The sequence below is a fragment of the Rhodococcus sp. MEB032 genome (assembly GCF_030208925.1).
GTDB classification, from domain to species: domain Bacteria; phylum Actinomycetota; class Actinomycetes; order Mycobacteriales; family Mycobacteriaceae; genus Rhodococcus_F; species Rhodococcus_F qingshengii.
This window is the reverse complement of record NZ_JARVSY010000028.1, coordinates 115,623-133,523: the sequence shown is the minus strand read 5'-3', so window position 1 is coordinate 133,523 and position 17,901 is coordinate 115,623. Positions and strand designations below refer to the sequence as shown.

At 60.5% G+C, this 17,901-nt stretch carries 20 protein-coding genes; 8 read left to right on the top strand and 12 right to left on the bottom strand.

Annotation, left to right across the window (positions count from 1 at the left end):
• Positions 1 to 5 precede the first annotated feature (5 nt).
• The 7 genes from QRN54_RS25515 to QRN54_RS25485 form a co-directional block, all read right to left on the bottom strand.
• Entirely contained in the window at positions 6 to 335 is a 330-nt protein-coding gene (locus QRN54_RS25515; protein ID WP_030538015.1) for an ArsR/SmtB family transcription factor, read from the bottom strand.
• 323 nt (positions 336 to 658) lie between these two features.
• Positions 659 to 1,378: a YwaF family protein gene (locus tag QRN54_RS25510; protein ID WP_047270644.1), complete on the bottom strand. Its 720-nt coding sequence runs from the start codon at positions 1,376 to 1,378 to the stop codon at positions 659 to 661.
• A gap of 88 nt (positions 1,379 to 1,466) precedes the next feature.
• Entirely contained in the window at positions 1,467 to 1,886 is a 420-nt protein-coding gene (locus QRN54_RS25505) for a QcrA and Rieske domain-containing protein (RefSeq protein ID WP_047270587.1), read from the bottom strand.
• Entirely contained in the window at positions 1,883 to 3,013 is a 1,131-nt protein-coding gene (locus QRN54_RS25500; protein WP_003944670.1) for a ZIP family metal transporter, read from the bottom strand. Before QRN54_RS25500 ends, QRN54_RS25505 begins: the two co-directional genes overlap by 4 nt.
• Before the next feature lie 128 nt (positions 3,014 to 3,141).
• Positions 3,142 to 4,209: a multicopper oxidase domain-containing protein gene (locus QRN54_RS25495; RefSeq protein ID WP_502944074.1), complete on the bottom strand. Its 1,068-nt coding sequence runs from the start codon at positions 4,207 to 4,209 to the stop codon at positions 3,142 to 3,144.
• Between the two features lie 237 nt (positions 4,210 to 4,446).
• A complete protein-coding gene (lspA, locus tag QRN54_RS25490; RefSeq protein WP_003944660.1) occupies positions 4,447 to 4,974 on the bottom strand; it encodes a signal peptidase II in 528 nt (175 codons plus the stop codon).
• Positions 4,971 to 5,891: a cation diffusion facilitator family transporter gene (locus QRN54_RS25485; protein ID WP_003944635.1), complete on the bottom strand. Its 921-nt coding sequence runs from the start codon at positions 5,889 to 5,891 to the stop codon at positions 4,971 to 4,973. The genes lspA and QRN54_RS25485 overlap by 4 nt, the downstream gene beginning before the upstream one ends.
• A 179-nt stretch (positions 5,892 to 6,070) precedes the next feature.
• Here QRN54_RS25485 and QRN54_RS25480 point away from each other — a divergent pair, with 179 nt between their 5' ends.
• From QRN54_RS25480 to QRN54_RS25455, 6 genes are all read left to right on the top strand, one after another.
• Positions 6,071 to 8,002 carry a bifunctional copper resistance protein CopD/cytochrome c oxidase assembly protein gene (locus QRN54_RS25480; RefSeq protein ID WP_047270589.1) on the top strand — a complete coding sequence of 644 codons (1,932 nt, stop codon included), beginning with the start codon at positions 6,071 to 6,073 and terminating at the stop codon, positions 8,000 to 8,002.
• 244 nt (positions 8,003 to 8,246) lie between these two features.
• Positions 8,247 to 9,020, top strand: a complete 774-nt coding sequence (locus QRN54_RS25475; protein WP_502944075.1) for a M23 family metallopeptidase — start codon at positions 8,247 to 8,249, stop codon at positions 9,018 to 9,020.
• Between the two features lie 32 nt (positions 9,021 to 9,052).
• Positions 9,053 to 9,412: a BlaI/MecI/CopY family transcriptional regulator gene (locus QRN54_RS25470; RefSeq protein ID WP_003944627.1), complete on the top strand. Its 360-nt coding sequence runs from the start codon at positions 9,053 to 9,055 to the stop codon at positions 9,410 to 9,412.
• Positions 9,413 to 10,363 carry a M56 family metallopeptidase gene (locus QRN54_RS25465; protein WP_285183376.1) on the top strand — a complete coding sequence of 317 codons (951 nt, stop codon included), beginning with the start codon at positions 9,413 to 9,415 and terminating at the stop codon, positions 10,361 to 10,363.
• A gap of 117 nt (positions 10,364 to 10,480) precedes the next feature.
• Positions 10,481 to 12,238: an aa3-type cytochrome oxidase subunit I gene (gene ctaD / locus QRN54_RS25460; RefSeq protein ID WP_047270592.1), complete on the top strand. Its 1,758-nt coding sequence runs from the start codon at positions 10,481 to 10,483 to the stop codon at positions 12,236 to 12,238.
• A gap of 28 nt (positions 12,239 to 12,266) precedes the next feature.
• Positions 12,267 to 12,803 carry a hypothetical protein gene (locus QRN54_RS25455; protein ID WP_223304456.1) on the top strand — a complete coding sequence of 179 codons (537 nt, stop codon included), beginning with the start codon at positions 12,267 to 12,269 and terminating at the stop codon, positions 12,801 to 12,803.
• A 131-nt stretch (positions 12,804 to 12,934) separates the two neighbouring features.
• Here QRN54_RS25455 and QRN54_RS25450 read toward each other — a convergent pair whose 3' ends face one another.
• The 3 genes from QRN54_RS25450 to QRN54_RS25440 form a co-directional block, all read right to left on the bottom strand.
• Positions 12,935 to 13,126, bottom strand: coding sequence for an antitoxin (locus tag QRN54_RS25450; RefSeq protein ID WP_047270593.1), 192 nt, complete (start codon positions 13,124 to 13,126; stop codon positions 12,935 to 12,937).
• Between the two features lie 148 nt (positions 13,127 to 13,274).
• The gene (locus tag QRN54_RS25445; RefSeq protein ID WP_052959927.1) at positions 13,275 to 13,925 is read right to left on the bottom strand and encodes a vitamin K epoxide reductase family protein; all 651 of its coding nucleotides are present in this window, start codon (positions 13,923 to 13,925) and stop codon (positions 13,275 to 13,277) included.
• Positions 13,922 to 14,578 carry a DsbA family protein gene (locus QRN54_RS25440; RefSeq protein ID WP_047270652.1) on the bottom strand — a complete coding sequence of 219 codons (657 nt, stop codon included), beginning with the start codon at positions 14,576 to 14,578 and terminating at the stop codon, positions 13,922 to 13,924. The genes QRN54_RS25445 and QRN54_RS25440 overlap by 4 nt, the downstream gene beginning before the upstream one ends.
• Before the next feature lie 183 nt (positions 14,579 to 14,761).
• Here QRN54_RS25440 and QRN54_RS25435 point away from each other — a divergent pair, with 183 nt between their 5' ends.
• On the top strand, positions 14,762 to 15,304 hold the full coding sequence (locus QRN54_RS25435; protein WP_223304457.1) for a copper resistance CopC family protein: 543 nt from the start codon (positions 14,762 to 14,764) through the stop codon (positions 15,302 to 15,304).
• Between the two features lie 42 nt (positions 15,305 to 15,346).
• Positions 15,347 to 16,282 carry a cytochrome c oxidase assembly protein gene (locus QRN54_RS25430; protein WP_054827426.1) on the top strand — a complete coding sequence of 312 codons (936 nt, stop codon included), beginning with the start codon at positions 15,347 to 15,349 and terminating at the stop codon, positions 16,280 to 16,282.
• A gap of 59 nt (positions 16,283 to 16,341) precedes the next feature.
• Here QRN54_RS25430 and QRN54_RS25425 read toward each other — a convergent pair whose 3' ends face one another.
• Both QRN54_RS25425 and QRN54_RS25420 read right to left on the bottom strand, forming a co-directional pair.
• Positions 16,342 to 17,085: a DUF305 domain-containing protein gene (locus QRN54_RS25425; protein ID WP_047270597.1), complete on the bottom strand. Its 744-nt coding sequence runs from the start codon at positions 17,083 to 17,085 to the stop codon at positions 16,342 to 16,344.
• Positions 17,078 to 17,878 (bottom strand): thioredoxin-like domain-containing protein, encoded by an 801-nt coding sequence (locus QRN54_RS25420; RefSeq protein WP_047270598.1) that lies wholly within the window; start codon positions 17,876 to 17,878, stop codon positions 17,078 to 17,080. Before QRN54_RS25420 ends, QRN54_RS25425 begins: the two co-directional genes overlap by 8 nt.
• Positions 17,879 to 17,901 lie beyond the last annotated feature (23 nt).

Here is a 17,901-nt window from a genome sequence, read left to right as displayed (position 1 = left end):
CACGGTCAGCAGCAGCCTTCGGCATCCGATTTCGGGCACAGAGTGGGGTCGACGGCGAGGACGAGGTCCATCAGCTGGCCGAGGGTGTCCCCGATCCGTGGATCGGCCAGCTCGTAGCGCGTTCGGCGGCCCTCGGGGACGGCGACGACGAGTCCGCATCCGCGCAGGCAAGCGAGGTGATTCGAGAGAATCTGACGCGAGACCCCGATCTGGTCGGCGAGGTCCGACGGATACCCCGGGGTCTCCCGCAGGCTGAGCAGTACCTGGGTTCTCGTCGAGTCCGAGAGGGCGTATCCGAATCTTGACAGTGCGTCCCGATGCAGCAAGGTATCCATATCAACCATAATACAGAAAATTATGAATACAGGAAATAGTGAATAATATGCGGTATGTCGACAGACGACTCTCGTTATAGGTGTCGACGATGGGATCAAGCACGTGCCGACGAACTCGCGTGGGTGAAACTCCGAGGCGCCGCGAGTCGCCGATCGGAGCGTGCGCCGCCCACCGGATCCACAGACCGGTTGAGCAATCACATCTGCCGCTCTCGTTGGCCTGCCACTGGGCTGCCTGGCAGTTCTGTTGGGCGGGACTCTGTGCAGATTGTTGTTGTGAAAGCAGTCCAGTGTCAGGGGTGCGAAGGTCGAGCGAGGGCGGGCTAGCCCATAGGTTGATCCGCGGCATCCTTGTCGAGACTCCCGTCTCTCTCCCACGGCCACGTCATCAGAGCCCAGATGACGAATACGATGGTCATCCCAGAAAACAGATACACCGGCCACGGACCCATCAGATCCAGCAGCGATGCGGTGGAAGGTTTGGCGTTGAGAAAGCCGTAGTTGGTATCGGCGACGCGATTGAAGATGAAAGTGACTATCGCCCATGTGAGCGTGACCAGCACCGCGAGGCGGTAGCTGCGCCATGTAGGTCGCATTCTCCGGCCCCACGTGAGATAGATCGCGGCCCAGACGACAAACAGGTGAATCGCCCAGAAGGCAAGAAACTCGTAACCGGGGAAGTCTGGCCCGGCCAGAGCCGGTGAAATCAACGCCTGCGTACTCAATACAAGCCCCCAGTAGTAGGTGAGGGCGAACGGCCAATGTCGGTGCGACCACAATGCGTAGATCGCGGACACTGTCGCGAGATCGGTGAGTTGTAAGGGTACGGATCCTCCTAGCGTGGGCGAGGACAGCGAGTAGAGCACCGCCGAGCCGTATATCACCGCCAGTATTCCGCCGAGGACGCGGCTGAGGTGGCGAGCTTGCACCTCGGTCTGTCTACGTCCCGCCCAGATCAGAAACACAGAACCCACGACAAACAGAGCGATGACGGCCCAATGCGATAGGCCGTACGCCGAAAACTCGGGTTGCGCAGAGTACACATCTCTCACTTCCTCGGCGCCGCCGAACGCACTGCTCCGTGACAACCTTCGCAGATGGCTGTTCCAGTTCGGAAGTGCCGTTCTCCGGTTAGTTGACGATGATCGTGTCCCCAGTGAGAGAAAGGGGGTAACTGTTTAGGGACTTCTGAGCAGGTCTTTGCACGACCGAGCCATCGACGATGGAGTATCGGCTGCCATGACATGGGCAGTTGATCGTTCCATCGCTGACCTCGGAGACTACGCATCCCTGGTGGGTACATACCGCAGAGAAGGCTTGGAACACGCCTTCCTGCGGCTGGGTTATCACGACTTGCTCGTCCGCCAGAATGACTCCGCCGCCGACAGGAACCGCTGATATCGGAACCTCGGCACTGCCCAGGGTTACGCCGGGTGCCTTGCTGTTGTTCTGGGTGCTACATCCGGCGACGGCGAGACAAGTTGTTGCGCAGGCTGTGAGGAGGACCGTTCGGCGCCCGACCTTGATGTCGGATGGATCGATCGTGCTCATGCGGGGACCACCAAACCAGTGAGAAACATCAGGAGTATTCCGACGCCGACGCCGACGAGGACCATCGGATCCAGGTCCGAGCGGCCTTGTGTGCGCAGGGACGGTGCAATTTGGATGACGACTTGAATGATTGCCCCGACGCCGACTCCGAGCAGCAACGCAGATACTTCACGGTTGTCGACGCCCGCCCCGATAACAGCACCGAGGATTGCCGGCGCACCCGCGATCAATCCCAACCCCAACAAGGTCAGCAGGGGGGTGCGTCGCCGAGCCAACGGTGCGATGATCGCGAGCCCCTCTGTTGTGTTGTGCAGGGTGAATCCGATAACGAGGAACGCGCCGAGCGCAAGCTCACCTACCGCATACGCGGATCCGATCGCGAGGCCTTCTCCGAGATTGTGCAATCCGATGCCGATGGAAATCATCAGTGCCAGTCTGAGTTCGGATGCGCCTGTCGTACCGGCTGGGCGTCTTCCGCGCAGGTATCGGTCGATGCACGTGAGCGTCAGGAAGGCGATCGCCGCGCCGAGAACGACGAGAGTGCCGCCGCCGAAGGCTCCGCTCGAGGCTGCTGCCAGTTTGAACCCCTCGCTCGTGCCGTCGAAGATCAAAAAGGCGAGCAGACCGACCGTGACGGCCAGCACGAATCTGACTGCCCTGACGCCGGCGCCCCGCATCACAGGCAGCAAGAGCATCCCGAGCAGGACCGGGATGACTCCGACGTATGTGCCCAAGAGAGCCATCAAGCCGAAGAACGCCACTCCCGGGGCGGGAGTTGCTACGGCAGCGGGAATTTCGTGTTCGATGACCAACCCTGTGGAGGTGAGCATCGAGACGAGGTACGGCTGTCCGGTGATCCACGGGTAGTCGAGGGTGATCGTCTGGGACTCGAGTCTGCCGATGGGATCTGCAGCTCCTACCAAATCGACGAATGTGTCGTTCACGGCAACTTGCGCGACGGTCACCGCGTCGGGGCCGGTGTTGCGTAGCGTCAACGTGATTCGGCCTGGTTCGAGGGCAGTTCGTTCGACGGAGATGTTCTCGATCGGTGGGCCGGTGCGTTCGGGGAGACTTTGTCCTGCGAGCATTGCCAGCGCAGTCAGGGCGATGACGATGATCGCGAGCACTGCGGCGCCTCGGAGCCAAAGGCCGGTGCGCGATGCGTCGCTTTGAGCGGACCCTGTCTGCGCGGAACCCGCAGTGTCAAAGGAATTCTCATGAGTGCTCGTCGGAGAGGGAGGATCAGGGGTGCCGGTCATTCGGTCACCTCGAAGAATCCCATCCAGCCCAGATCTGCGAATTCGGTTTTGTGGGCGTGGAACATGTACTTGCCCAGGTAGGGAAAGCGCAGTTCGCATATTCCGCGCTGACCTTGGGCCTGGATGATCGTGTCCGTGAATTCGCTGGGCTCGAGGCGTGTCCCGGTCGGGTAGTAGTCGAAGAAGTTTCCGTGTAGGTGGAAGCTGTTGATCGGGTCGTATTCGAGGATGTTGACCAGGTAGATGCGAACCAGTTCGCCTCGTTTCACCTGTACAGGTTCGTGCATGTAATGGAACGGGATGCCGTTGACGGCGTAGAGCTGGTTTCCTTGCCCGTCGAATGTGGTGTTGTAGCCGTGCATCACCATCACCATTTCGTCGGCCGCAGGGCGCCCCTGAGCTGGATCGACGATGAACGTGCCGTACATGCCGCGGGCGATGTGCTCTGCCAGTGGATTGACGTGGCAGTGATAGAGATGCAATCCGAAAGGGATGGCATCGAATTCGTAAGTGAATGATTCGCCCGGCTCGATGATTCCCCGCCCCACCCCGGGAATTCCGTCCATTTCAGCGGGATGGATTCCGTGAAAGTGCATCGTGTGTGGGTGCGCGGAGCCGTTGACGAACTTCACTCGGAGCCGGTCTCCCTCACTGCATCTCAACGCGGGACCCGGAATGCGGGAGTTGAAGGTCCACGCCGGAAAATAGACTCCTGGTGCTACCTCGATCTCTTCGTCGGCTGCGAAGATCTCCCACTCGCGTAGCGTTCGGCCGTCAGGCAATTCGGAGGTCGTCCCGTAGTCGAAGTCCCGCAGCAGTGCCGTGGGATGAAACCCGTTGGCAGTGTGGTTCACCTGCTGACCGGCCCGAAAGGTCGCGCCGCTCGTGCCGCCGTGACGGACTCCGCCGTCTCCGTCAGGTGCGGCGGTACCCGGGTTGGTGTTTCCGGGATGCTCGGTAGGCGATGCGCCCGCAACTCTTCCTGCGTTCATCATGAGTCCGGCTGATCCGGCGAGCGCCCCACCGATCAACAATTGTCGCCGCGACGGTGCGCTCATGGCCACCCGACCGAAGCATCGACATTCCTGACAGTCAAAAGAGTCACACCTCAAAGTTTGTCATGCCGAACTTTATTTTCATAGCCCCCAAACTGTCCGAACGCATTCGACCGAAAACAGGCGGGCCGCGGATTTTCGACGAGTGGGGGCGTCGTGGTTTCGCCACCTCGAACCGCAGAAGTTCGCAGAGATGGACTGCTTCCCTGCCGACAGCGCTCCGGCTCCCTCCTCGCTCGAATCAGGTCACACGGATTGCGGACGCTGAATCTCACGTTCGGACCCGCGCGAGGATTCGACCAGCAGCGACACGACGACCAGGATGAATCCACAGGTGAGGTAGGTATCGGCAAGATTGAAGGTGGGCCACCAGCCGGTGTGGAAGTAGTCGGTGACCTTCCCGTCGAGGGCTCGGTCGACCACGTTGGAGGCAGCTCCGGCGACGATCAGAGCGAAACCGATCACGGCCACCCCGCGACTTTGCGGGACACTCCGCCAGGCGTATACGGCGATTCCCATGGTGGCGAGGCCGGTAAAGGCGATGATGACGGCACTCGGCAGCTGATTACCCAGGCTGAAGGCGACACCACTGTTGTATGCCAGCCTCAAACTGACGACGCCCAGATCCATCTCGTTGACCCCGGACAGGTGCTTCCGCGCAACGGGCTCAATCGTCAGGGCGACGACGACCGAAACGAGCACCGTCGTAGCGAAGAGAATTCGTCTCTTGTGATGGGCGGATTTGTCGTTCGTGGTCACCTCGTTGGTACTCACCACGGAAGCTCCTGGCAACGCCCGTCACCCGCGGCGGGTTCTACCTGCAGGGTCGCGTGAACGAGATTGAACTGGGTGGCCAACAGATCCTGGGCAGCAGCGAGAACCTTGGTCGGATCGGACTCCTCGTCGATCGTCAGATGCGCCGACGCAACTTCCATGCCCGATGTGAGCGTCCAGATGTGAAGGTCGTGGGCGTCCTTGACCCCGGGGATCCCCTGCAAGGCTTGCGTCACCTCGGTGATGCTCACGCCGGCGGGGGCGTGCTGGAGCAGGATCCGCAGGGCATGGCGGCCGAGATTGTAGGCACGCGGTAGGACGAACAAGCCGATCGCAACACCGATCACCGGATCCGCGTACCGCCATCCGAAGATCAGTGTGACCAATCCGCTGATCAGGACTCCAACGGACCCGAGCATGTCAGCCATGACCTCGAGATAGGCGCCCCGGACGTTGATGCTTTCCTTCGCCCCGCTGCGAAGGAGCAAGAATGCCGCGATGTTCATCACGAGGCCGACGACAGCGACAATGCTCACCGGGAGTCCAGGGACCTCAGGCGGATCGGAAAGTCGACCGAGAGCTTCGTAGAGAACCCATCCGGCGACACCGAACAGGAGTAGGGCATTGAACAAGGCAGCGAACACCTCCGCCCGGTACATACCGAACGTGCGATCCGGGCGCGATCGCGCTCTTTGCGCAAGCAAGATAGCGGTCAATGCCATGAGGATGCCGAACACATCGGTGAAGACGTGTGCGGAGTCGGAGAGCAGGGCGAGCGATGACGTGGACAACCCCACGATGACTTGCGTGACGAACGTGACCAGACCGAGCCCGACGGCTATCCATAATTTGCGGACATGTTTACCCGATGCACTCGCAGCTTGTTCCGCAACGCCGTGCCCATGGCCGTGACCCATCTCGATATGCCCTTCTCGCCTATGACTGGAGCGTCGTATTCTCATATGCGCATATTTGCCAACGAGAGAGTTTCAGTAAACCCTGGCTGAAGCACCCATGCAACTATCCGTCATAGTATTTTGGTCCGGAGCGCCGATCGCGCGGGCGAGATCCACAATGCTGAGAGGTCCACCCGCAAATGATCGAAACCGAACCGTCCGGCGCCGATACCCTCGTCGTCGGACGACCCATACGGAAAGTATTGGGATGGGGTGTCATAGCTGCAATCACTGCGGCGGCATTGGCGCGCGCATCAACTTCCGAGGCGCTGCGATTGCTCGGACTTCCAGATCCGGGGCCCTTGACGATTTACGGACTCCCGGCGGTGATGGCGTTCGGCGAGGTTGCCGCCGTGATGACCGTAGGCAGTCTACTTTTGGCTGCCGTTCTCGTTCCGCCTCAAGCCTCAGGTGTACTCGATGTCGACGGATATCTGGCGCTACGAACCGCAAGCGTCGCCGCCGCTATCTGGGCGGTATGCGCGGCGCTGCTCGTTCCACTCACCCTCTCGGACAGTTCAGGCCAACCTCTCTCCGTCGTGTTCGCCGATCCAGGGCTGTTCGCTCGCGCGATTTCGGACATCGATGTCACAACTGCATGGGCATGGACCGCAGGGCTCGCACTCGTGCTCGCGATTGCGTGTCGTCTGACCCTGCGATATTCGTGGACACCGTTACTTCTCGCATTCGCTTTGTTCAGCCTGCTCCCCAGGGCATTGTCGGGTCACTCCTCTTCGGGTGGATCCCACGACATCGCCACGAACAGTTTGGTTCTGCATATCCTCGCGGCGTCGATTTGGATGGGAGGAATAGCGGCTCTCGTGTTGCATGCCCGCAGAAAGGGGAGCTATCTCGACTTCGCCGCGCGCCGCTTCTCGGCCGTGGCACTCATGGCGTTCGTCGTCATAGCGATCAGCGGTGTGGTCAACGCTGCCGTGCGGGTGCCGCTCACCGCGGTGTGGAGTAGCACCTACGGTGTCTTGATTCTTGCCAAAGTCGCCGCCTTGGTCCTCACCGGACTGGCAGGTTGGCGCCAACGGAAAATCGCGATCGCCGAACTGACGAAGGATCCTAGCGACGGTCGCACCTTCATTCGTCTGGCAGTGGTGGAGTCGGTGGTTCTCGCAGTAACCGTCGGTATCGCCGTCGCCCTGGGCCGCACGCCGCCCCCGGCGCCCACGGAGCGACAGGATCCGAGCAGAGTCGAGGAGGTGCTCGGGTATGCGCTCGATGGCGTACCGACTGCGGGCCGCTTGCTCGTCGACTGGCGATTCGATCTCATTTTCGGAACTCTCGCCGTGGTGTTGGCTGCGTGCTACGTCGTCGGCGTTTTTCGCCTCCGACAGCAGGGCGTGCAGTGGTCGACGTTCCGATCGGTCAGCTGGGCTCTGGGGTGCCTGGTGTTGCTTGTCGCAACATCATCGGGAGTGGGTAGGTATGCACCTGCAGTGATGAGTATGCATATGGCGGCAACGTCCGCCGTGGCGGTCCTTGCTCCACTCTGTCTGGTCCTGGGCGCCCCGTTCACGCTGTTCAGGCTCTCCGTTCGGCGATCGTCCGGAGATGCGCCGGGGCTGAGGGAATGGGCGCAAAGCGTGTACAGAGGCTCCTGGTTCCGATTCATGTCCCAGCCCTATGTGATTGCTGTGATTTTCGCCGGAGCCCTGCCTCTCCTTTACCTGGGAGGGATGTACAGCGCTGTCGCCGGCTCGCACGTCCCCCACCTGGTGATCAACGGAATCCTGCTGATCTGCGGTTTCATGTTCTTCTGGGTCATGGTCGGCGTCGATCCCTTGCCGAGACGAGCGAGCGCCGCGATCAGGACGGCCCTGCTCCTTGCGGCGTTCTTGGCCTACGGGGGCCTCGCAGCAGCACTGATCACCACTGACGCGGTGATTGCCGATCAGTACTTCACATCGTTGCAGCGCGGCTGGCTCGACGACCTCGCACGAGATCAACGGTTCGGTGCCGGACTGATACTCGCGATCGGAGCAATACCCCTGGCAATCGCGACAGGGCTTCTCCTCAACGCGTGCTGCTCGCCGAGATGTCATCGCGCGGCAGATGAGTAGGAGAAGGTGCATTCGCAGCGGGGCGTCTCGTCGAGATTCTGAATTTTGTCAACGCTCGCCCAAAAACTATGCGAAATAGTAGTACGCTGTCTGGGACCGTCACCATTCTGTGACCTTCCGCGACGCAAGGAATGCGATCTTGGCCCGACACCGCAAGCCCGACACCGACGATCTCGACTGCCCACTTCGGGAAAGTAGCTTTTTCGACACGCCACACAGCGATCGAGACCTGCCCGTCGACACGATGTACATCTCCACCGCATCTGCAGTCGACCGTGAATCCGTCGCTGCAAGCGTTCAGGCGCGACGCGGCGGCGCTCATCGCCGACAGTCCCGCAATCGTCCTGGTGGACGGGCTTTGGTTCTCTCTGTCGCCACCGGCGCTTTGCTTGCCGCCGGCACATCCGCCTCACATGCATCGACAGGGAGCGTCAGTGCTCCCGTCGAGCTCGACCAGCAACCGTTGGCACCTCTCGACCAGGCACTGGCATCGGCTCCGGAAATTCTCCAGGTTCCCAAACTGGCCGACCTGGGGAGGCTGGCCGAACAGTTGGCTCGAGGCACCGAACGCGACACCGATCGCGCGTCGAGAGAGGCAGCTGCACGCCAACCGCTGACGATGGCTCCTGTCAGCGGAACATTGACGTCGAACTACGGACCGCGTTGGGGGTCGACTCATTACGGGTTGGACATTGCCAATGAGATCGGTACACCTATCGTGTCCGTCACCGACGGCACGGTACTCGAGTCCGGACCTGCGTCCGGTTTCGGACTGTGGGTCCGTATCCTGCAGGATGACGGGACAATCGGGGTCTTCGGACACATCAACGAGACTCTGGTAACCGCGGGTCAAAAGGTGCGTGCCGGAGAATTGATTGCGACGGTAGGAAACAGGGGACAATCAACAGGGCCACATCTGCATTACGAGGTGTGGCAGGCAGACGGCCAGAAGGTCGATCCCATGGCATGGTTGGACGCGCGCGGGGTACAGATCCAGCCTCCGGCCGTCAGTGACTGACGCAATCGACGATTTCCGAAGGGGGAAGGAAGATGAAGAGACTCGGCGGGCTCGAATCCGAAGTGATGGATCTCCTGTGGGATGCAGAAGAGCCGCAGTCTGTGCGGGATCTGGTCGACCGCTTCGAGGGCGGCGCCCCGAAGGCATACACCACGATCTTGACCGTCGTGACGCACCTTCACGAAAAAGGGTGGGTACAGAGGGAAAAACGAAGCCGCGCATACATCTATTCGCCATCGCGTAGCCGCGATGAAGCGACCTCACTGGCCATGCGCGAATTACTCGACAACAGCAATGACTCTGTTTCAGCGCTTCTGCACTTCGCGCAAAACGTCTCCGATGACGAATACGAGGCACTGCGGCGAGCACTGGATCACGGCAAGGTTCGGTAGATGACTCTCGCCGCAGTCCTCCTTCTCGGGGCCGTGCTCATCGGAGCGTTCATGCCCAAGGTTTTGCGGCGTTTCGAATCGACCACTCTGGCTCCTGCAGCGATTCTCGCGGCATGGATCGGCAGCATCGTGGGTCTGGGATTCCTTGCCGTATCGGCAGTAGTGATCCTTCTGTGGCCGAGCCATGCACCAGCGGAAGGGCTCTCCGAGGCCCTTGTGCGATGCTTCACTGCCTTCCAACACGCGATGGCCCCCTGGATCGGGGAAGCGCTCGCTGTCGGCGGAGTTGCGGTTACCGCGCTCATCGCCGTTCGCAGCTTGTTCTTGGCTCATCGGCAACATAAGGGCCGAGCCAAGGTCCGCGACTACCACCGTGATGTCGTATCGATCATCGCCCGCGCAGATCCGGCATCGGATGACGTTCTCTGGCTTGATCATCCGATGCCGATGGCCTACAGCGTCGCTGGACGGCCGGGATTCGTCGTAGCGACCAAAGGTCTCTCCGATTGCTTGACCGCATCCGAGCGTGAAGCGGTGATCGCCCACGAGCGGGCACACTTGCGAGGGCAGCATCACCGAATCATCAATGTGTGCGAAGTCTTCGCGAAGGCGCTGCCGGTGATCCCGCTGTTCAAAGCGGCTCCCGCTGCGGTGCGGCGGCTGGTCGAGCTCGCTGCCGACGATCGGGCCGCACAGGCCACCAGCCCCGATGCCGTCCGGTCGGCATTGCGCGTGGTGGCGACGTCGCCGCTACCTCAGCCGGTGTGGACACTCGGGCTCGGTGACGACGAGATCGCGGTGCGCTTGGTCAGGCTGCAGACGGATTCCCGGATTCGCGGCACCAAACTGGTCTGCATCTCTGCTGCGATGCTCCCGATGATCGTTCCCGTCATCGCCGCGTTGACCACCATGGTCGTCTTCTCTGCGTCCGCTCATGCCCTCGTGACCTGACGGCAGTCGGAAAGGGTGGCCGAGGCGCCACCCGGACCCAAAAACTATGCAACGTAGTATTTGGGTTATGCTTCTGTCGCACACTCTATTTGCGTCTCGACAGGAAGCGGGCTGACTATGACCGCAATTGCATCACCCCCGATCCCCGCCCGGCCGTACCCCGCGCGACGGGCGCCGAAGGGATCGGTGCTGCGGAACCTTGTGACGACGACCGATCACAAGACGCTCGGCTTGATGTATTTGGTGACTTCGTTCGCGTTCTTCCTCATCGGCGGGCTCATGGCGCTGATCATGCGCAGCGAACTGGCGATTCCGGGCATGCAATTCCTGTCGAACGAGCAGTACAACCAACTCTTCACCATGCACGGCACGATCATGCTGCTGCTGTACGCGACGCCGGTGGTGTTCGGATTCGCCAATTTCGTTCTCCCCCTGCAGATCGGTGCGCCGGATGTCGCCTTCCCGCGACTGAACGCGTTCAGCTACTGGCTCTACCTTTTCGGTGCTCTCATCGCTACGGGCGGGTTCGTCACTCCCGGAGGTGCCGCAGATTTCGGCTGGACGGCCTACACGCCTCTGAGTTCGGCAGTCAGCTCACCTGGGGTCGGTGCGGATCTGTGGATTGTGGGGCTTCTCGTCTCCGGTCTCGGCACGATTCTCGGCGCGGTCAACATGATCACCACCATTGTCTGCTTACGCGCTCCCGGTATGACGATGTTCCGCATGCCGATCTTCACGTGGAACATCTTCATCACCTCTGTCTTGATTCTGTTGGCCTTCCCGCTGTTGACCGCCGCACTCTTCGCACTGCTTTACGACCGTCGCCTCGGTGGCAACATCTTCGACCCCGCGAATGGCGGAGTCCTGCTGTGGCAGCACCTGTTCTGGTTCTTCGGCCACCCCGAGGTCTACATCATCGCGCTGCCCTTCTTCGGTATCGTCTCGGAGATATTTCCGGTCTTCAGCCGCAAACCGATCTTCGGCTACAGCGGCCTGGTCTACGCGACGCTCGGTATCGCGGCGCTGTCGATCGCAGTGTGGGCGCATCACATGTACGCGACGGGCGCGGTTCTCCTGCCGTACTTCTCGTTCATGACGTTCCTGATCGCCGTGCCGACGGGTGTGAAGATCTTCAACTGGATCGGCACGATGTGGAAGGGACACCTGACGTTCGAGTCACCGATGCTGTTCTCTCTCGGATTCTTGATCACCTTCCTCTTCGGTGGTCTGTCCGGTGTGCTGCTGGCGAGCCCTCCGCTGGATTTTCAGGTCACGGATACTTACTTCGTGGTCGCCCACTTCCACTACGTGGTTTTCGGTACGGTCGTGTTCGCGACGTACGCCGGTATCTACTTCTGGTTCCCGAAGATGACCGGTCGCATGATGGACGAGCGCCTTGGCAAGTGGCACTTTTGGACCACGTTCGTCGGCTTTCACATGACGTTCCTCGTTCAGCACTGGCTCGGTGCCGAGGGTATGCCGCGTCGTTACGCCGACTACCTACCCGCGGACGGGTTCACCACACTCAATACAGTCTCGACCATCGGTTCCTTCATTCTCGGAGCCTCCACTCTCCCGTTCATCTGGAACGTCTTCAAGAGCTACCGATTCGGCGAAGTGGTCACTGTCGACGATCCGTGGGGCTACGGAAACTCGCTGGAGTGGGCAACGACCTGCCCGCCGCCGCGTCACAACTTCACCGAGTTGCCGCGCATCCGCAGCGAGCGTCCGGCCTTCGAGTTGCATTACCCGCACATGGTTGCTCGGATGCGAGCAGAAGCACACGTCGGGGCCGGTCACCGGCCGGAGACGAGTTCATCAGAATCGGAGAAGGTACTTACCGCATCCACGTCCGATGATGACGAGAAGAATTAGCTCGGCGGCCATACCGATGGGAAAGTCAATGTCAACACGAACAATGCCGGTGGTCATCGTCCCGGCAACAGATACCGCTGCCGCCCTACTCACGGACTGGTTGATTCGAGACGTACTGCCGACCGCTCTCGACGGCGGCGTGGCGAACCATGCTGGTGCCCGGTTGCGGACTTTGCCACCGGTATCTCGTCGCCACATCCGGCACCCCCGCAAACTTCGGGTTCACACCCGTCGAGTCAGCGAAGTAATCGCCGCAATCGAGAATCATCTCCAGACCGGAGCGGATTTCGTTGACGCAGAGCGGACCTTCATGCGTTCCACCACTGTCCTTCCAGACCCCGTGCTGAACGCCGCGGCCAGTATCAGTGGCGCAGTGATGGATATCGGGAGTTCCGCGGCGGCATTGGCGAATCGTGCCCTCCTTCTCGTTCCGACGACAATCGAGTCGTCGGAAGCGGCGCTCTCGACGCAATCGAGGGTAACCGAATCCTATTACGCCCTCCTTGCGCGGCTGTGGCACAGAGATTTTCACGCGAGTATCGTGATTCCGCAGACCGAACCCTGAGCGCTCCTCGCTTCGGTGTGCTGTCACGAGGGGGGCACACCGAAGCGAGATTATTCGCGCTCTCGACGCCGATTCTCAGTCGTACGGCGTGGAGACCAACGAGCAATCAGGCGGCAAGGCAAAGAGAGTCGCTACTTCTTCGGAGGAATCGCTCTCTTTGCCGCAAGCGCAGCCCTCCGGATCTGGCTGGTCAGTTTTCCACCGGTCTTGGCTTCGGCAGACGCGGCGGTTTTGTCGATCGCGTTTTCGATCTTGTCTGCGTTCTTCGAGGCAGCCTCCTTGCCCTTGTCGACTAGCGCTTTCGCTGCACCCATGAATTTCATATTCGTCTCCTTCTCCTGGCCTCATCGCCCTCTACTCGGGAGGGTTGCGGATCTAAAAACTAAGATCCATAGTAGTTGAGTTGAAGGTTGACTGATCGTGCAACAGTTGGCCGAGTGCGACGGCGTTGGCAGATTTTCGTGGGACTCGTCAGACCAGTGTCGACCAGTAGTCCCAGAATGCGCTGAGAATCATGCTCGCGACGGACACGATCCAGATAGTAAGCACGAGAGTGTGTTTCTCGGTGCCGACGGTCACGATTCGCGAGGAGGTCGACGCGCTACGAGCACCTAGATGCAAAATGGCATACCAGAGGGCTGTCATCGTCACCACCCACACGACCATGCAGTACGGGCACAGTGCCTGGATTCTGTACAGGCTTTGGAAAATCAGCCAGTGAACCAGCACCGCTCCGGTGAGCAAGCCGATGACGATACAGCGCCAATACCACTGAGGTAGTGCCTTTGCGGCGGTGAGGGTCACGATTCCCGTGGTCAGTAGGACGGTGAACCCGACTATACCGAGGATCGAATTCGGGAAACCGAAGATCGAGGCTTGTGGAGAACTCATCACCGATCCACAACTGAGGACGGGGTTGATGCTGCAGGACGGGCGATATGAGGGATCCGCGAGAAGCTGAAACTTCTCGATAGTCAGTATCAGAGACGCCGCCAAGCCGAGAGCGCCTGCTGCAGTGAGAATCCATCCGACGACATAGGGGGAGCACACTTTCGGGGCCGAGTCGACAGTCGGAGGTATACCAGTGTCGACGTGGGCACCGCGTGCTCCCGTTGATGTCATTGGGCCAGCGCTGCGTCGATGCGAGCGGTGAGATCGTCATATGTCGGCATGGACGGCAACTGGACGCCGTTGAGGAACAGCGTCGGTGTGCCCTGCACGCCCAGGTCGATACCTTCGTTGAAGTCCCCTTCGACACGCTCTGCGACTGCGGGATCATTCATATCTGCTTCGAAGGTCGCCATGTCGAGTCCCAGATCCTGGGCGAACGTACGGAAGAGGGCTACTTGAGATTCGGACGACTCGCCCCACTGGGTCTGCGTGTCGTACATTCGCTGGTACATCTCCACGAACTTCCCTTGCCTGGACGACGCTTCGACGACTCGCGCCGCGAGTCGACTGTTCGTGTGACTGGGAATGGGGAAGTACCGTACACCGAACGTGATGCGGTCAGCGTACTCAGCACGTATCCGCTCCATCGTCGGATACATCGCCAGGCATGCCTCGCACTCGAAGTCGAGGAATTCGACCAGAACGACATCGTTGTCCGGCGCAGAGGAAAGTAGATGCGTGTCGTCGCGAAGAACCGATGCGTCCGAAGCGCTGGCGCTGTTTGTCTCCCTCCCGCTGCGGTTGCCGAGCAACAGCGCGCCGAGGACGACAGCGAAGACAGCTATCAGGGCTATCGAGAATTTCGCGTTGGTGGTCAACTTCATGGATCCGCCTACCTGGTCGGTGTTCGTCGATGCGTGCAACCTTCCGGCCACCACACAGCCCTGAATACTATGCAACATAGTAGTCGGAGGTATTGTCTCAGCGAAGTGCGGTGTGCATCGATCGCCGGACTCCGCACCTCGATGGTGTGAGCCGAGTAGGAGGAACAGATTTTGAGGCGTGCAATGGTTGTGCTGCTGGTGGCTGCGGGGTGTGCGCTCATAAGCGCAGGCACCGCGCAAGCACACAGTGCACTGGTCGGATCGACTCCATCCGCCGACGCAGTTCTCGACACTGCGCCGAGTTCGGTGGAATTGGTTTTCAATCAGGAGATTCAGACGAGTTTCGCGAACGTGACCGTCAGTGCGGCCGACGGGACGCAGGTCGGAGCCGGGGAGCCGTCGGTGCAGGGAGAGCGCGTTTCTCTCGTGACGACCGGTCAGATGTCGTCTGGCACTTACACCGTTGGTTACCGGGTGATCTCTGAGGACGGACACCCGATCACGGGGTCGTACTCCTTCACCTTGAACGCGGCGAAGAACAATGCGGCGCCGCTTCCCGGAGGTGCAACACCTCCGGCAACTGTTGCGCCGTCGGCGGCGACCGCCGATGCCGACTCCGACGACGGATCCCCACTGTTGTTGCCGATTCTCGGTGGCGCAGTGGCAATCCTGTTCGTGATCGGGATGGTCATCGTTCTCCGCGGAGACAAGCGCTCGAAGCGCTGAGATGTTACAACACAGTACGAGCGGGGAGGGACCACGTAGGTGATGGACTGGATACGTTTACCCGAGGCCGTGCCTTCGTTCGGAGCAATGGTGGGGTGGGCGCCGCAGCCGCTCCCGGTCCTACCACTGATCGGAGTCCTACTGGCAGCGTGGTATGGCTGGGGTGTCTACCGGGTGACGTCTTCCGGTCGGGTGTGGCCGTGGACGAGGACGGCCAGCTTCCTCTTCGGCTGTATATTGCTGATCCTGGTCACGGGGCTCGCCGTCGAGGGCTACGGGTACGAACTCTTCAGTATCTGGATGTTCCAGCATTTGACCTTGTCGATGGCGATTCCACCACTGCTCGTTCTCGGCAGCCCAGGTCTTCTCCTGCTGCGCTCCACCCCTCACACAGGGTGGGGAATTCCGATCCTCAAGCTGGCATTGACGGCACTCAGAAGCCGGACGGCGAAGATTCTGCTACACCCCGGCGTCACGATTCCACTGTTCCTGTTCAGCTACTACGGCATCTACCTCTCGCCGGTATTCGACCTGGTGGCGTCGTCCTGGGTCGGTCACACAGGCCTGGAGCTCTTCTTCCTGGCCACTGGAGTGTTGTTCATCGTTCCGGTGCTCTCATCTGGGCCGTTGCCCGTCAAGCAAAGCAACCTGGGTCGATGTTTCGACCTCTTCGTCGAAATGCCTCTCCATGTTTTCATCGGCGTGATCCTGATGATGGCAACCTCGCCACTCCTGAGTACCTTCACCAATCCGCCGGCGTCCTGGAACGTCGATCTGATGGCCGATCAACAAATGGCGGGGGCTTTGGCATGGTCGTACGGAGAACCCGTCGCGTTGATCATCATGGTGGTTTTCGCGATGAGGTGGAATCGCGACGAGACCCGCACCAACGCCGCCGTCGACAAAAAGGCCGCCAGGGACGGTGACGTCGACCTCGAGGCCTACAACGAATTCCTCAAAACCCTTCCCCGTCGATGACTGCTCTCGGCATCTCGATGATCGGGTTCGGCGGATGCGACGGTGTGTGAGATGAGTGGTCAGTTCATCGGGATCGGTTGGGCACCTCTCACTGCGAGCAGTTCTCGCAATGCGGTCGATTCGGCCTGCTGTGTAGCGGCGATCTGTCGAGCAAGATTTGTCACGACGGGGAGATCGGCATTGTCAGCGGCGTATTGGGCCATCGGAATTCCCCCTTGATGGTGGCGCAACAGTAATTGCAAATAGCGAATCTCAAATGCCGGTCCGGTCAGGGTGCGTAGTTCCGCGAGTTCGGCGGGAGAAGCCATTCCCGGCATCGCGACTGATTCAGTTACGCCGGAATCACTTTGTCCGGTGCTCATGCCGGGCATCGAGTGATTCATCGCCGAGGAAGTTGAGGGCATCCACTCCATATACTCGCCCGTGCTCCGGGCGGGTCGATCCCAGATGGACAGCCACCCCTGCATCATTCCTATCTGACTTTGCTGAGTAGTGACGACGTCGTACGCGAGCGTACGGATAGCGGGGTCGGCAGTGTTCACCAATGCGAGGGACGACATCTCGACCGCTTGCCCGTGGTGAACCGACATGTCCTGCGCGAAGCCGACCTCCACTGCGCCGACGGCTGGGACCCCCTGCGAGGTGTTCTCGATCCGCCCCTTTGCCCACAGGCCGATGATGATTCCGATCAACAGAGCGATGACAATACCGACCACCAACACTGCGGCCGGCGTGGCATGGCGTTTGCCCGATGAATCGGATACCGACTCGGATTGAATCGATACCGCCTCGTGTTCAACCATTTTCGCGACTCCTCGTGATCGCCGGCGCAGGTGGGGTCGTTGCTGCGGGAAGACCAGTGGCTGACTGCTCCGACGCTGCGGGAATCGCGTCAGGGCCTGGCGGAGATGCGTCGAAGGGGAAAGGAGCGTTCGGGTCGAATCCTCCCGGGACCGTTGCACAGCTGGCACCGGCCTCTGGATGGGTGTTCGGGTTCTGTTTGAGGGCGGTGATGAATTTTGCGATACGGGGGTCGTCGACGCTGTCGACTTTGAGTTGGTGCCCCCACGACTGAATCGAAACGGGGGAATCGATGCCAGGGAACGGTGACATCAGGGAATACGGCTTACCGTTGACTTGGGAGGTAAGGGCGTCGACGTCGGACGGATTCAACGAGTCGGGGTTGTAGGCAATCCAGACCGCACCGTGCTCGAGTGAATGCACCGCATTCTCAGTGCGTATCGGCTCCGGGTAGACGATGCCTGTGCATGTCGCCCAGTACTGATCGTGCGCTCCTCCCAAGGGGGGAGTTTGATCGTATGCAACGCGCTGAGGCGCTTGAATATGATTGCCGGCCGCGTATTCGATTTCGGTTACCCCTTCGATGGACAGCGAGGGGTCCGGGTTGTCCGCGCTCGGAGCGTATTTTTGTGCTTCGGTCCTCTCGATGGCCTTGGGCACCATGTTGTAGGCGATGACCGAGACCAGGCCGGCGATAATCAGGACTGCGATCGATATCGACCACGGAAAACTTCGGCCACCGGGCACCCCACCGCCGCGGGGGCGGGGTGTGTTCTTCTTGCGGTTCTTCGACATTGGTGGACTCGTTCCCTTGCGCG